We start from the raw sequence: 16,660 nt of genomic DNA, 5'->3' as shown, positions 1-16,660 counted from the left end.
CATTCAGCTGGAAAAGTATCGTTATCTTTTTCAATGCGCAAAGGAAAGCAATGATTTTGATTCATTTATGAAATTCGCAGTGTAGTTTTGTGCAATTTTTTAAATTTGCTCATTTATAGCTTATTATATAAGGAGTAAGATAATGGCTGAGGACTTTAGAGCAAAAGTAACCGCTGAGTTAGATACGGCGGAAGCAGAGAGTAAGCTGAATGCTTTTCTGAACGAGAAGCGAAAGCTGAAGATTGATGTGGAAGTGAATCAGGATTCTGCAAAGAAGATGGCTTCCAGTATAGAAAAAGGTATAAAAGATACGAAGATTGATACATCCGGCATCTCTAAGCAGCTTGCCGGATCTTTTAATATTACAGACAAAAATGTAATCAGTAAGCTGCAATCCCAGATGGACAAGATGATATCCAGTCTGGGAAAGACATGGAATGGTAAGGATTTTGATTTTGGGAAAGCATCAGGCTTTTATTCCGGTATGGACAGCATGGTGAACACGGTCACAAAGAACGCAAAGATCGTGGAGGGTGCTACCGGAAGCTATGATGCCTTTTTTAATTACTTCAAAGATAAGAAGATTTATGTTTCTGATGAACTGAAGAAGGCTATGGGTGAAGATACCTACAAGGAACTGCTTCAGAATAACATCGGCAAGATTGTCCGGGACGCTTCAAAAGGAATATCCATAGATTCCCTGTGGGGAGAAATGCGTGATCTTTTCCCGGAACATTTTTCAGATAACATTACTAATCAGGTGGATCAGATCGTCCATGCGTTTGATGTATTGCATCAGGCAAGGGCGGATGTGGGACAGGTAACAACAGCCCAGAACATGACTGCGGAACAGCTCACCGGGATCTCAGACAGTGCAGCGGAGCAGGTTGTAGCGATTGCAGCAAAGCTGAAGGAGAGCCTACAGAGTAACATTATGGGTGCATCCGAAGCAGCTAAGACGACCATTGACCTTGATGTAAATGTAAACACAGATAAGATTTCTTCAGATATCCGGTCGGCAGTAGAAAATGCAGGAAATCAGGCTGAAGGTGCTCTAAAAGTAAACATGGAAGTCAATGAGGAACAGCTGGTTTCCAAGATACGGGAAGCATTAAGCAGTCTTGCAACCGGAGAAGAGCCTGTAAAAGTCAATCTTCAGGTAAATAAGGAATCCTTGCAGGAGGATCTGAACCTTGCACTGAATGAAATGGATCTTCCGGTACACTTCAAGATTGATACGGAAGAAATAGAGAGCCAGATCCGGGCAGCAGTAGAAAGTATTCAGGATATGGAGATTGATCTTCGTGTGAACACCAGAGATATCCAGAATGATGTTGATACAGCAGTAAACGGAGCAACCGAAACACCGGAGATCCATGTGCCTGAAGTAGACAGCTCTGGTTTGGCACAGATGCAGCAAGCTTTGAATGGTGTAAATGCAGCAGGAATCCGGGGCCAGAGCGTATTTCAGACTTTAGGTGGAAGCTTCCGGGAAGCCTTTTCTGCATACAGTCTGGCAAATATGATGCAGGATGGATTATATAAGATCGTAGATGCAGGAAAAGAAGCAGTTTCTACAGTAAAAGAGTTTGACGATCTGAAAACCAACCTTGCAATGGTAACCGGAAAAGACAAGACTTATACGGAAGATCTGATGCAGAGCTACAACGAACTGGGTCAGGAGATCGGAAGTATTACATCTGATGTAGCGGAATCTGCAAATACATGGCTGAGACAGGGACGTTCCATGGCAGATACCAACCAGCTTATCAAAGATTCTATGGTTTTATCTAAGGATGCACAGATGAGTTCAGAAGATGCAGCACAGGTTTTGACTTCTACACTGAATGGATTTAAGCTTGGTGCAGATCAGGCCAGCAGGATCAATGATATCCTGACCAGCATTGACTTAAAGAGTGCTTCGGATGCAGGTGGAATCGGTACTTCCTTACAGAAAGTTGCATCACAGGCGAATAATGTTGGTATGAGTTTGGAGAAAACAGCTGCCATTATTGCTACGATCAAGGATGTAACACAGGGCAGTGATGAAACCATCGGTACTTCTTTAAAGAGTATTTTGTCCCGAATGAACAATATCAAAGCAGGAAAATTCGTGGATGATAACGGGGAAGCACTGAATGATGTGGAGAAAGTTCTGAATAAGATCGGTATTACCATGAGGGATAACAACGATCAGTTTCTTGATTCGGAAACAATCATTGATTCTGTGGCAGATAAATGGGACACTTTAAATAAGAATACACAGAAAGCGGTTAGTACAGCTCTCGGCGGAACCCATCAGGCCAACAGTGTGATTGCCATGCTGGATAACTATGATAAGGTAAAAATGCTGACAGAAACCGCTTATAATTCAGAAGGAACCGCAGAGAAGAAGTTTCAGGACAATTATTTAAACTCTCTGGAAGCCAAGACCAATGCCCTGAAAGCATCTCTGGAAAACCTGTCTACTTCTCTGGTATCAGATAACATGTATTCGGGATTTCTGGATGGGGCAAAAGCAATGGCGGACTTTGCAGCGAATACAGATATCTTACAGGCATCTCTGACCGGACTTGCATCTGCTGGTGGTGTATACGCATTTCAACAGCTGATAAATCTGTTCCGGGAGTTTTCCAACATGGGACAGGCTATGGATATCAGCCGAATGGCAGAAATTTCCACAGATTCTTTTGAGCAGCTGTTAGGATTGACACAGGGATTAAGCGAATCCCAGACACAGATGGTGCTGTCCAGCAAAGCATTAACAGAAGCACAGAGGGCAGCAGTCCTTGTAAATCAGGGAATGAGTGAAGCAGAAGCACAGGCCGCTGTTGCTGCAATGGGATTAACCACTGCCAATGAAGCTGCTGCTGCCAGTACCTTTACATTATCCGGTGCTATGGAGGGAATGCTTGCAACATTGATGGCAAATCCTCTGATTTTGGTTGCAGCAGGTGTTACCGCAGCAGTTACGGCTTACAGTGCTTATAAAAGATCCATTGAGGAAGCAGTAAGCTCTGCGAAAAGTGCAGGAAATACATGGGAAGAGAACACGACTTCCATACAGGATAATATCAGCAGGATTCAGGAATTAAGGACAGCCCTTGCATCCGGTACACTGACAGAGCAGGAAGCAGCGGACGCAAAGAGCGAGCTGTTATCCATACAGGAATCTTTATCCGAATCCTACGGAAATCAGGTCAGTGGGCTTGATCTGATAAACGGATCTCTTACGGAGCAGATCGCATTACTGGATCAGGTGAACGAAAAACAGTCTCAGAATTTCCTGAATGAGAATAAAAAAGGCATTGATAAAGCCCAGAAAGAGATGGAGAAAAACCGTCATACCTACTTAGGCCAGTTCTATGATAACGGATCAGAGGAATCGGAAGCAATCAAGAAATCCATTAAGAAGCTTCAGGAAACCTATGGAGAAGATGTATTTAAACTGGACAGTGCAGACGGAATCACGATGGATATTCAGTTTAATGCGGATGCTTCTACCGCAAAAGACGCTTTGAATGATTTCATGACTGAGGTTTCCGGTATTGAGGATCAGTTTGGTGAAACGGATGTAACCGATCAGCTTGCTAACAATGCAGCATCCGGTCTGACAAAAGCAAAGGATGTTCTCAGTGAATATCAGGATATTTATAAACAGGCACAGGAAGCAGAGTTGTTATCCGATGATAAGCTGTATAAGTCCGGTGATACGGAACAGAAAGCTTCCAAGTGGATCTCAGACTATGCAAAAGCGGTTGAGGATTATAATAATGCGATTGCCGATGGAGATACCAGCAAGATTACAGAAGCATCCCAGAAATTCTCAGAACTGGATAGCACAGTAAACGGTCTGGTGAAAAATACAGGCATGTCCACTTATGCAGATCAGGTAAAAGAAATCCGGGACGAGCTGAATGATACAGCCATTGCCAATAAAAACTTTAAGGATATGCTTACCGGAGCAAAAAGCTCACAGGATTCAGCCATTGATTCTCTTTTGAATGGTGTAGACAAAGAGAAAGCGGATAATCTGAAGGATGCTCTGGATCAGTATAAATCTGTAATGGCAGAAGCTGAGGAACTGGGAATTGATACTTCACAGTCAAAGTTTGGAAATATTGATACCAATAATCGGCAGATCCTAAAATGGACAGACGAAAATCTGAAAGCTTATAAGTCTGCTTTACAGTCATGGGATGATGAAGCACAGAACTGGGATCAGTATGCTGCGGATATGAAAGGCTCTTTCTCAACCGTATTTGGCAGCAGTGAAGAATTTGACGGTGTAGAGATTGCGTTCTCTCCTATGCTTCAGACCGATCACGGGGCAGAACTATTAAGCAGAGGAACTGTGGAAAAATATATTCAGTCTCTGATTGAAGAAGCCGGGGAAGGCTGGAACAATGAAGATCTGATGCAGCTGGATACAAAAGGATTGGATGTAGACGGACAGCATATACAGGGACTTCTTGCTGATGTTGGAGATACGGCGATCAAGACCGGGGAAGCTATGCACTTTGCAGGAGATACCGGAGCGATTGCAGATGCTTATTCAGACCTGAAAGATGCAGCCAGTGATGCCAATGTGTCTCTGGATGATCTTTTAAATAATTCGGAAAGCCTGTCTAGTATGGCAGATGAACTGAAATCTATGGATCTCTCAGATACAGACTTCCGGTATGCGTTTGAAACAGACGGAATACAGGAGGGGGAAGATCAGATTAATGCCATCGTACAGGCTGCCCTTGACGCAGGTGTTATCAGTGATACTTCTGCGTCCAGTGTGTCAAATCTTGCCAGTATGCTTGTAGAGCTTGGTATTGTATCTTCCAGTACTGGATCATCTCTGGACGAAGCAGCGGATTCCATCGGGGATATCAGTGAAAGGATCGACAAAGCCAGTGCTGCATTAACCGGAATCCAGAAAGCGGAATCTGTTCTGGATGCACAGAGTACCGGAAAATCAATATCTCTGGATGATTTCAACTCAGACGAGCTTGCAGATTATACTTCCGCTCTGGAATATAATAATGGAGCCTTACAGTTGAATGCAGAGAAAGTACGGGAATTACAGAAAGCCAAGGCTGAGGAACAGATCCAGACCAACAACAGCCAGAAAGCAGAAAAACAGAATCAGTACATGCAGAACATTGCACAGATCGAACAGCTTCAGGATCAGTTAAGAGGATTAACCGATGCAAAAGGTGAGGAAGCACAGGCAATCCAGTCCAGTATTGATGCTCTCTTATCAGATAATGACGCAATCGTAAACCAGTGCAATCAGCTGGATCTGCTCTCCGCATCTCTCAGGGAGGCAACCGGGGCTTACCAGAACTGGCTTGACAAACAGAACGCTTCGGAATCTGGTGATATGTTCGATGATGCCATGGGAGCTATGGAAAAGATTGATAACGTAACAAAGAACAGTGATTCTGAGGATTACGGAAGGGTCGGAACTAACTCCTATAAGGCAGCTGTGGATTTTATTGTTCCTGATACCGTGGACAGTCAGGACGCAGAATCTGTTTCTTCTTATATGAGTTCCATCGAACATTACTTTAACCATGACGAGGATGGCAACCGGATCGGCCTTGATGTGCAGGAGTTCTGTGCGAAAGCTACCAAAGCAGGATTAATGGAGCTGGATGAAGCAAGCGGCGAATATAAGATTGCAGGCCAGAAAACGATGGAGGACTTTGCGGAAGGATTAAACTTGTCACTTCCAATGGTTCAATCCATGTTTGGAGAAATGGAAGAATTTGGTGGAGAGTTTGACTGGGCGGATGAAGCCACAAAAACGTTAGGTGATATGGCAGTCGCAGCCGGGGAAGCCAAGGGACGGATCGAGGAAATGTCTGGTGATACCGACATGAATATCCAGATTGATGTTTCCGACATTGATAATACCGAGGATAAAGTCAAGACGTTGGACAATACCATATCTCAGATGCAGAATTATAAGACTACTCTGGATGTGGATTCCTCTCAGGTGGATGATGCCAACGCAGTGATCCAGTATTGTGTTACACAGAAACAGATGCTGGAAGCTCCTGCGGTCATGTCTGTAGATACTTCACAGGTGGATGGAGAGCTTGGAAATGCGTTATCTTTATTGCAGCAGTTTCAGGAAGCACAGAACAGTGTAGAACTACAGGCTTCAGTCGGGGCAGATACTTCAGAAGCACAAGGCAAGGTGGACAGTCTGGTTGGTGAGATTCAGGGATTAAGTCCTGAGATTAAAGCACAGCTGAGTATTGATACCACTTCCGCGGACACGATCACTGCATCTTTACAGGGATTAAGTCCTGAAGTAATGGTAAAAATGGGAGTAAATTCTGATGCTGTAGATGCTTATGCAGCAGAAGAAAAGCAATCTTCCGGTAAAGTGACATGGGATAATGAAACCGGGGCTGTAGATGCGTTTGCAGCACAGGTACACCGTTCTTCTGGTCTTGTAGCATGGGGAAATGATATATCCAGAGTAAAAACATATTTCACAGCAACTGGAACCGTGAACTGGACAAATACAACACCACCAACAAAAGGTGCAGGTGGCGCAAATGGAACAGCTCATGCCAGTGGAACAGCTCATGCATCAGGTTCAGCACAGTACAATCATCTTTCAGGCCATGCACAGGCAAGTGGTAACTGGGCTACGAAAACAGGTGGAACTACTCTGGTAGGTGAATTGGGACGTGAAATTGTAGTCAATCCTGCAACTGGTACATGGAATACTGTAGGTGATAATGGAGCAGAGTTCGTAAATATCCCGGCAGGAAGCATTGTATTCAACCATCTTCAGACGGAAACTTTATTGGATCGTGGGTTTATCAACAGCAGAGGTCTGGCACAAGCAAGCGGATCGGCTATGGTTACAGGTGGAATTTCTGCGAAACAGGCGAATATTGCATCCAAACATACAACTTATAGTGGTTCAAAATCCTCTTCCAATACAGAAAATGTTGTTACACAGGCTGCAAAAGATACATCCAGTGCAGCAAAAGCTGTTACAGGAGCAGCAGAAAACGTGGAATCATGGGAAGATCCGTGGAAAAATGCAATAGACTGGTTTGAACGGTTCACTACAAAATATAACAATTCCATAGATCTGAATGCTGCAAAAGCAGAGAATTATTCCAGTTATACGAACCAGAATAAATATCTGGATAAAGAGCTTGCGGATATTTCCAAACTGAAGGGTGGATATCAACAGGCACAGGGATATTATAAATATCAGGCAGAAGCTTACGCAGATATGATCGGTCTTTCACAGGATCTCAGGAACAAAGTCCAGAATGGTGAAGTTAACATTGATCTTCTGGATGAAGATACGAAATCCAAGGTGGAAGCTTATAAAGAATGGTACGATAAGATTAATGAATGTGAATCTGAGCTGGAAAAACTGAAGAAAAAAGAGAAGGAAGTGGATCAGCAGAAGCTGGATAACATTACCAACCGTTTTGATGATCTGAAAAAAGTATATTCTACAAGCAGCTCCGTGATCGAAAGCAGATTGAAGTACCGGGAAGAAAACGGGGAATCACAGGCTCCCGGCAGCAAATATTATAAGGACGTAAACAGCCAGAGGAAAGCACAGGAAGCACAGGCAGTATTGTTGCAAAAAGAAATGGTGGCATACCGGGCACAGATGGAGAAAATCCGTAAAAAATATGGAGAAACTTCGGATATTTATAAAAAAGCACAGGCAGGATTGAATGATCTTCGGGATGAATTTTATAATTGTAAGCAGTCCGCAAAAGAGCTTTCCAATACTATGTATGAGCTGAAGAAAAATGCTGCGGAGTATAAGACTGCAATGTATCAGGGCAGGTCAGATAATCTTTCCTCTTTCCGAAATTTCAAAGAAGCTACCAATTATAAAGGCAGCAAATATGGAAATCTGACGGTAAATGATTATGCTCAGGCTGCGAAAATCAACGATCAGACCATCCTGGCACTACAGAATCAAAAGAAAATTGCTATGGCGAAGCTAAAAACACTGTCTCCGGGTTCACCGGAATATCAGAAAGTAATGGATGAGATTAATGGATATACACAGGCGATCCTTGATGCAGCAAAAAGCACAGCGGAATTCAAGAAAGCAGCCGTGGAGATTCGGTTTAAACCTTTTGATGACGCCATTGATTCTTTGGATGAACTGATTGACGACTGCGACACTTTAAAAGGTATGTTGGATTCGGATACGTTCTTTTCTGATGCCGGTGAACTGACGGCACAGGGAGCTGCCAACATTGCTCTTATCAATAAGGGACTGAATGCGGAACAGCAGAAAATTGCGGACTATAAGGCACAGTGGGAAAATGCACAGCAAGAATACAATGCAGGAAATCTGACAGAAGAACAGCTGAAAGAATATCAGAAACAGTATACAGACGGAATCCGGGAATCTTCCAAGGCGATCTACAGTTATAATCAGGAAATGCTGAAAATGTATGAGGATCAGGTTACAAAAGAGAACGATCTTCTGAAAGAAAATGTTGATATACGACAGAAAGCTAAAGATGCCAAGGAAGAGTATTATCAGTTTGATAAGACTATCAAGAGCAAAAATAAAGATATTAATGCAATCAAAGCGCAGATCGCAGCTCTGGAAGGAACCACAAACGCTGCTGCCAAGGCCAAGCTGGAACAATTAAAAGCAGAGCTGGCGGAAAAAGAGGAAGATCTGGAAGATACCAAACACAGCCATCAGGTTGAGCTAATATCCAAGGGTTATGATAACCTTACCGATCAGGCCGACAATGCTCTGGACAATACTTTAAATGCAGTGAAATCCAACTCTCAGATGCAAACCGCTATCATAGACGAGATGCTGAATACAACAAAGCAAAAATATAAGGATGCCTATGCAGAAATCAACCAGATCATTGCAAACACAGGCTTAAAGGTTTCGGATCAGTTCCAGAATAATATTAAGGATTCAAACCTGAAGAATGATTCTACAGACAGCAAGAAAGCGGACGGTGCAGTTACAGGCATCAAAGATACAAGTATTTCAGGATCTACAGGAACCGGGAATACTGCTGCGGACAAAGCAGTTCGTAATGCTGCTATGGATGCACAGAATAAAACCCTGAAGAGTATTTCTTTAAATCCGAAATCCGTTGTTGTGAATGTGGGAAAGACAGCAACCGTAAAGGTAAGCTTCAGCCCGTCAACCGCAGTCAATAAGAATTTTAACTGTACGGCATCTGCAAAAGGGATTGTGAAAATCACACAGACAGCAGACAGCATTACCCTGAAGGGATTAAAGACCGGGAAAACAGTAATCAAAGTTCAGGGAGCTGGCGGATACTGTAAGGCGGTAAGCTTAAATGTGTCTGTACTGAAGGATGCAACGAAAAACTCCAAGATCGTGAACAGTACAGCCAAGAGTAAGAAATATTCTCTCACCACAGAAGAAAAGAACCGTGTCCTTAATATGTCAACCGGACAGAACGCCAATACTGTAAAGGCGAATACAAAGAAAGAAGCAGAGCTGAAGAAATGGTATAAAGCATTGCCATCTTATACAGGCGGTGACGCAGAAATCGAGAAAATCAAAGATCCGCTTGTGAAGCACTTTGCAAAGAAAGGTAAGAAAACCAGCAATGCAAACATTGTAAAGGCAGCTTCGATTCTGGGCTATAAGGATGCAAAGAATGTATCTAAATGGGACACTAAAAAGAAGAACGCTATGGTCAAGAAGCTTCAGACGTTTGGATTCTCCAAGGGTGGAGTGATCCGAAACCTGATCCCGGCAACTATGGGAACACTTCTGGGCGATGCGATCATAAAGAACGGTGACACCGGATTTATTGGGGCCAAGCCGGGAGAAACGGTGCTGACACAGGATTTTACAAAGCTTCTGAAGCCAACAACAGCGATCATGCAGGAGTTTACAGAGGTTATGCAGAAAGCAGGAACCCCAAGCGTTAAAGAGACGCCAGCCAGACAAGAAGCTACCATAAGTAATGATTATCAGTTTATTGTAAATGGTGTGGACGTAAACAACATGCAGGAACTGAAGAAAACGGTAAGCCAGATGTTTGATGAACATGACAGGAAGCTTGCAAAAGAATTTAAGAAATTCCGATGAGGATTAAAACACGAGGGCATCTGTGCCAGTTACAGGTGCTCTTATTTATAAGAAAAATTATTTATGAGTAAAAGGAGTAAAAAAATGAGAAAATATAAGAAATATACCAGAGAAGAATATAGTAAGAAATTTGATGATCTGATGAAGAATACATTTAATTATGTTATGCAGGAAGGAGAGCAGATCGTCCAGTGTAAGGAACCATACCCGGCATACTGGTTTGTGTCCAACAAGGGTTATCTGTTTTCTGCATACGGCAGTAAAATTAAAGTAATAAAACCAAACCACAGACATACAGGAATAAAAAATAAAGATGGAAGCCGGACGGGACAGGACTGGTATTATGAGTACAAAATTGTAGACCAGAAACACAATAAACATGTTAGCATGTACCGGGTAATGAGTGACTGTTTCTGTGAAAATGAGTTTGGTTCTGAAGATAACGAAATTCACCACATCAGAAAAAAGAACCAGTATAAGCCAAGTGAAGGAAAAGAGTGCAACCGTGCGGAGAATTTGCAACTGCTGCCCCGGGAGATCCATAAAAATCTGACATATTATGCAAGCAAACCGGATGCAGAGCATAACAAAGAACTGGAAGAGAAGATAAAAAATGCGGACTGTCCATCCTTTCAGCTTTCACAGGAACAGTTTCAGGACTTGTTAATAGCAGCTTTATATGATTGTAATGTAAGTGGAGGAACAGCAATCATGTACACAACAACAATAACAGACAATGTGGAGGACATAGAAGCGGAAGCACATGTTCTGGACGTAGGAAAGATACTGAAACAGAACATGGAAGAATGCGAATAATTATACGAAGGAAGAACAAAACAGATGTAAAGAGCATTCCCGGAACGTGGTAGGATGGCAGCAGCGGCGGAAGTAGCGGTAGCAGTGAGAAGAAAACTCTAGCTGGACCGGCTGTAAGAATATGTCATGTAAGAGCTGGGATGCTCTTTTTTTTATTGGAACAAAACAGTGAATAATTGGATATTGCCCGTAGATTATGATAGAATAATGCTGAAAAGGTTCTGTCGTAATCGTATGTAGGGCATGAAAGGAATACGATACGATGGGGAAAGATTTAAAAGGTAAGGAACTTGGTAAAGGTATCACACAAAGGAAGGATGGCAGATATCAAGCTCGTTTTACTGATCGTTTTGGTAAAAGGCGGACTGTGTATGGCAAGACATTAAAAGATATTAAGAACGAGCTACATAATGAAATTGTTGAAGATTACCGATTAAACAACACGATTAATCCAAGTATAACTCTGGACGAATGGTTTGATAAATGGATACGTATTTATAAACAAAATTATGTTAAAGAAGTTACAATATTAAGATACAAGTCTATGTACAGAAATCATGTTCAAGAATTTCTTGGGAGGAAGAGAGTTAATGAAATAAATAGGCTTATGGTGGTTGATCTAATTGGAAATCTAAATAAAAATAATTTTAAAAAATCGACCATAAATTGCATTAGCAGAATGCTATATGACATATTTGAATGTGCGATGGCAGATAATGTTTGTACAAAAAATCCGATGTTAAAAATTAAAAAGCTAGATGAACCTAATAAAAAAGGCACGGCGCTCACATTAGAGCAACAGATAGATTTTTTTGATATGAGTGTAAATTCATATTATAACAATCTATTTATTACAATAGTTAATACTGGCATGAGATTCGGAGAGATTTCTGCACTAACTATTGGTGATGTTGATTTTTATAATTGTAAAATAAGCGTGAATAAAACATCTGTATATTATAAAAGCGAAGGAGAACAATGTAGTTTTCATGTTACTCCGCCCAAAACACCATCAGCAAATAGGACTATCCCTATGAATAATATGTGTAAAAAGGCTATACAAGATCAAATAACAGTTTTAAAAAAGATATTAAAACTGAATGAAAATGATCCGTTAAATAAATCACAGTTAATATTCACTACACATTCGGGGAATCCAATATCAAGAGGATGTATTTATTCAGCTATGAAACATGTTATTGATCGGGTAAATGTAGTACGAGCAGCAAACTCTAAGCCACCAATGGCGTACTTTGGTCCACATACATTAAGACATACTTTTGCGACAAGATGCTTTGATGAAGGTATCAATCCTAAAATTGTACAGGCATATTTAGGACACAAGAGCGTAAATACTACACTTGATATCTATACGGATATCAATGAATCTCAAAAAACTCACAATATATTAATGCTTGAAGATGCGATGAACGAAACTATAAGAAGGCGAGCTGAATAGCCTGAGTAAAATGGTGTAAAAATGGTGTCAACTCACAAATATTGACCTAAAAACCCTTTATTTATAGGGATTATTAAAAAATATTTAGGCATTTTAACAGATTTGCCTAGTTTTTGGTCATACCAATTATATTGTCTATTGTTATTCAAATGGAAAAAACGTACAGTAACACCATGAGTCAGGCAAAGATAGTAAGAAAGCTTTGGTACTCGAAATGCAGTGTGACGGAATGAAGATGTCCGTTTAGCTAGATTGCATATTTACATTGAGAGAAATAAGGAGAGATAGTATGAGCGCAATGAACACACTTAAGAAATTCGGACTTGAACAGGCATTCAATTATGTTTATAAAGATCCTGATAAGAATTTTATCAAGATCATGGACTGGGCAGATAAATTTTCCGGTGGTGGATTTCCTACACAGAGAGCAATGATCCGCGAAGCCATTTCTAATCCGGAACATCCGTATTATCCGTTTATTCATAGATTGGTAACTGATATTGATCCGCATGTTATGAAAACTCTGGTTGCAAACTTCTTTATCAATGCAAATCTTGCAGGCTGGAAGAAACAGGATGAATGCCGTGAGAAATATGGCTGTAATATCCCGTGGGCGATCCTTCTTGACCCAACAAGTGCATGTAACCTGCACTGTACAGGATGCTGGGCAGCAGAGTATGGAAACAAGCTGAACCTCACCTACGATGAGATCGATGACATCATCCGCCAGGGTAAGGAGCTTGGCGTTTATATGTATATTTACACAGGCGGAGAGCCACTTGTAAGAAAAAAGGATCTGATCCGTCTTTGCGAGAAACATAATGACTGTATCTTCCTTTCCTTCACAAATGCCACACTGATCGATGAGGATTTTGCAAATGATATGCTTCGGGTGGGAAATTTTGTTCCTGCAATTTCACTGGAAGGATTTGAGACTGCAACAGATGGCAGAAGAGGAAATGGTGTATACCAGAAGGTTATCAAGGCCATCAATCTTCTCAGAGAGAAGAAGCTTGTATTTGGTATCTCTGCATGTTATACGAGTGCAAATTTCGAGTCTATCACATCAGAGGCATTTTACGACAGCCTGATCGATCTTGGAGCGTACTTTATCTGGTATTTCCATTATATGCCGGTTGGAAATGATGCAGCACCGGAGTTGCTTCCTACTCCTGCACAGAGAAGAGAAACCTATGAGCGTATCCGTAAATACCGTGCAACAAAGCCGTTGTTTGCCATGGATTTCCAGAATGATGCAGAGTTTGTGGGAGGATGTATTGCAGGCGGCCGTCGCTATCTGCATATCAATGCAAACGGCGATATCGATCCATGTGTGTTTATCCATTATTCTGATTCCAATATCCGCGAGAAAACACTTCTGGAAGCACTGCAGTCTCCGATGATGATGGCATATCATGACGGACAGCCGTTTAATGACAATATGTACCGTCCATGCCCGATGCTTGAAAATCCGCAGAAGCTGAGAGAAATGGTAGAAAAATCCGGAGCACATTCCACAGATCTTCAGTCACCGGAGAGTGCAGAGCATCTCTGTGCGAAATGTGACCGGTATGCTGAAAACTGGAAGCCGGTAGCAGAGGAAATGTGGAAGGAAGACCAGGAGAGAAAGGCAGCGAAGAAAGGCTGCTGATCCTGAAACTTAAAAAAGCAGAACTTATGAAAGAGCACGGTACCGGAAACAGGTGCCGGTGCTCTTTTTTTGAAAACGGAGGGATCAGACCATGAAAAAAATGATTGATAACATCAGAAAATATCTGCCCGTGGTGTTTCTTTTTGTACTGCTTCTTTTCTGCATCCGTTACAGAAAGGATCTGTCTGTGGAAAAGATCCTGCGCTATACACCGAAGGAACCTGTTAAGGCAGCATTACTTATGCTTGTGTTTTACGCCATGAAAAGTGTCTCCTTTGTATTCCCCATTGCAGTTCTGCAGCTGGCTGTAGGACATCTGTTTTCTACAGGAACTGCACTTCTGGTGAACTTTCTGGGAAGAGCAGTTACACTGGCAATTCCTTACTGGATGGGACGTTTTTCCGGCTCTTCCATGGTGGAGAATCTTACTTCCAAATATCCGAAGCTGAAAACAGTGGTGGATTACCAGAACGGAAATCCTTTGTATATTTCTTTTTTTATGAGAACGCTGAATTTTTTGTCCGGGGATGCAGTGAGCCTGTTTCTGGGTGCGGTGAAGATCCCATTTGGAATATATATGCTGGGCGGGATGCTGGGAACACTTCCGGGAGTTATCCTTGCCACGATATTTGGAGCAAATATCAAGAATCCCGGATCACCGGCATTCTGGCTCTCCGCGGTACTTCTTGTGATGATCAGTGTATTTTCGATCCTGATACACAGGTATATTTCCCGGAAGAAAAAATGACAGTGCTTTCTCTTCTTTCTTTTACTGAGCGAAAAAATGTAGTATAATGCAGACAGCAAAGAAAAGAGGGGAAGGAACATGGGGATAGATCATAACAAAAGATTAAAGGAGCATTTATATTATTACAGTGCAAGAATCAGCCGGGATATGTCAAATCTGATCAAGTGGCTGGTTCTTGCTGTTGTTACAGGATGTATCGTAGGGGCAGCCAGTACACTGTTTTCTTTTACACTGAAGGCTGTAATCGCTTACAGGAAGGCTCATGACTGGATTTTTCTTTTATTGCCGTTATCAGGACTTGTCATTGTATTTTTGTATGAGAAGCTTGGAAAAGAGGATGGAGGGACCAATCAGGTTCTTTCTACCGTGCGTTCCAGAGATGATGTGCCGATCCTTTCTGCGCCTCTGATCTTTATCACAACGGCGCTGACTCATCTTACCGGTGGTTCTGCGGGACGTGAGGGAGCAGCAATCCAGCTTGGAGGAAGTATTGCCAACCAGCTTGGAAGATGGATCCATCTGGACGAGGAGGACCGTCATGTAATTGTCATGTGCGGCATGAGCGCGGCGTTTTCCGCATTGTTTGGAACACCGATGGCAGCGGCAGTTTTTGCGCTGGAAGTGGTCAGTGTGGGCGTGATGTATTATGCAGCACTGATGCCGTGTATGATCGCGTCATTGATCGCTTCCGGATTTGCAGCCGGAATGGGAGTCACACCGGAAAGTTTTCATGTGACGGATATTCCGGCACTGACTGTGGAAACTGGACTGAAAATGGGAGTGATCGCTCTGGGCTGTGCAGTTGTCAGCATTATGTTCTGTATTGCGCTGAATGGTGCAGCAGGACTTTATGGCAGATGGTTTAAGAATAAATATGTCAGGGTTGCAGTGGGCGCCTGTCTGGTCATTGTTGTCACCTTTATTCTGAGAACAGATGAATATATGGGCGCTGGTGCGGAGCTTATTGAAAAAGCGGTGGAAAACGGACAGGCGGATACTTTCGCCTTTTTCTGGAAAATGGTGCTTACAGCACTGACTATGCGCGCAGGATTCCGCGGGGGAGAGATCGTACCTTCTTTCTGCATTGGAGCTACCTTTGGCTGTGTGATGGGTAATCTTATGGGAATTTCTCCGTCGATCTGTGCAGCCTGCGGAATGGCAGCAGTTTTCTGCGGTGTGACCAACTGTCCGATCACTTCGATCCTGATCGCTTTTGAAATGTTTGGATTTAAGGGAGTATCCTTCTATCTGATCGCAGTATCTATCAGCTATGCAGCATCGGGATATTATGGCCTTTACAAGGATCAGACCATTGTGTACTCCAAATATAAAGCAAAATATGTGAACCGACATACCAGATTCTGATATAGAACGAAATGTAAAGGGGTGTGTATACTGGCATAATATCTTATGGAATACTGCATGGACATGGCTGGAAAATATCTGGACATCTGCGGAAATCTGATGTAATATATTAAACGTTAGTATTTACAGAAAGGCAGATTTTGAGGTATGGAAGAGAAGATTCTTGATTTTATCATGGAGTATGCACAGGAGAATGAGGGAGTTCCGTTTCAGGTGATCGAGGAGAATTTTAATATCGTTATGGATGATAAGCTGAAAGATATCATCAGCGATGCGATCTGGGACAGAGAGAATGTTTCTGATGTGATCATAGAAAGTGACCGCTATGTGATCACCTGCTTTGAAGATTAAGAGGATATCTGTGACCGTTACGGTAATGGAATTAAGAAGTCTGAATATGAGGGGCTGTTGCAAAATAGATGAGTAATCATCTATGGAGCAATGGCTCCTTTTTTGTGTTCAAATGAAAAAGCAGGCTCCGAAGAACCTGCCATTCATGGTATAATAAATTATGACTAG

Annotated in this window: 7 protein-coding genes; all 7 read left to right on the top strand. The window is 42.2% G+C overall.

Annotated elements, in window-relative coordinates; translation table 11 throughout:
* Positions 1-142: 142 nt before the first annotated feature.
* The 7 genes from KQI39_RS16390 (at position 143) to KQI39_RS16360 (ending at position 16,492) form a co-directional block, all read left to right on the top strand.
* Positions 143-10,102 (top strand): phage tail tape measure protein, encoded by a 9,960-nt coding sequence (locus KQI39_RS16390; RefSeq protein WP_216419629.1) that lies wholly within the window; start codon positions 143-145, stop codon positions 10,100-10,102.
* Between the two features lie 84 nt (positions 10,103-10,186).
* Complete coding sequence (locus KQI39_RS16385) at positions 10,187-10,918, top strand: hypothetical protein (protein WP_216419626.1); 732 nt, start codon at positions 10,187-10,189, stop codon at positions 10,916-10,918.
* A 262-nt stretch (positions 10,919-11,180) separates the two neighbouring features.
* Positions 11,181-12,377, top strand: a complete 1,197-nt coding sequence (locus tag KQI39_RS16380) for a tyrosine-type recombinase/integrase (RefSeq protein ID WP_216419625.1) — start codon at positions 11,181-11,183, stop codon at positions 12,375-12,377.
* 289 nt (positions 12,378-12,666) lie between these two features.
* Positions 12,667-14,028, top strand: a complete 1,362-nt coding sequence (locus KQI39_RS16375; protein WP_178016165.1) for a radical SAM protein — start codon at positions 12,667-12,669, stop codon at positions 14,026-14,028.
* Between the two features lie 91 nt (positions 14,029-14,119).
* On the top strand, positions 14,120-14,776 hold the full coding sequence (locus KQI39_RS16370) for a TVP38/TMEM64 family protein (RefSeq protein ID WP_216419623.1): 657 nt from the start codon (positions 14,120-14,122) through the stop codon (positions 14,774-14,776).
* Positions 14,777-14,854: 78 nt separating this feature from the next.
* On the top strand, positions 14,855-16,141 hold the full coding sequence (locus KQI39_RS16365; protein WP_216419621.1) for a chloride channel protein: 1,287 nt from the start codon (positions 14,855-14,857) through the stop codon (positions 16,139-16,141).
* Positions 16,142-16,288: 147 nt separating this feature from the next.
* Entirely contained in the window at positions 16,289-16,492 is a 204-nt protein-coding gene (locus tag KQI39_RS16360) for a hypothetical protein (protein ID WP_216419619.1), read from the top strand.
* Positions 16,493-16,660 lie beyond the last annotated feature (168 nt).

Origin of the sequence: Blautia sp. MSJ-36 (genome assembly GCF_018917985.1) — a bacterium.
Taxonomy (GTDB): domain Bacteria; phylum Bacillota; class Clostridia; order Lachnospirales; family Lachnospiraceae; genus Blautia_A.
The sequence above is the reverse complement of the archived record's forward strand: the minus strand, read 5'-3'. Positions and strand labels throughout refer to the sequence as shown.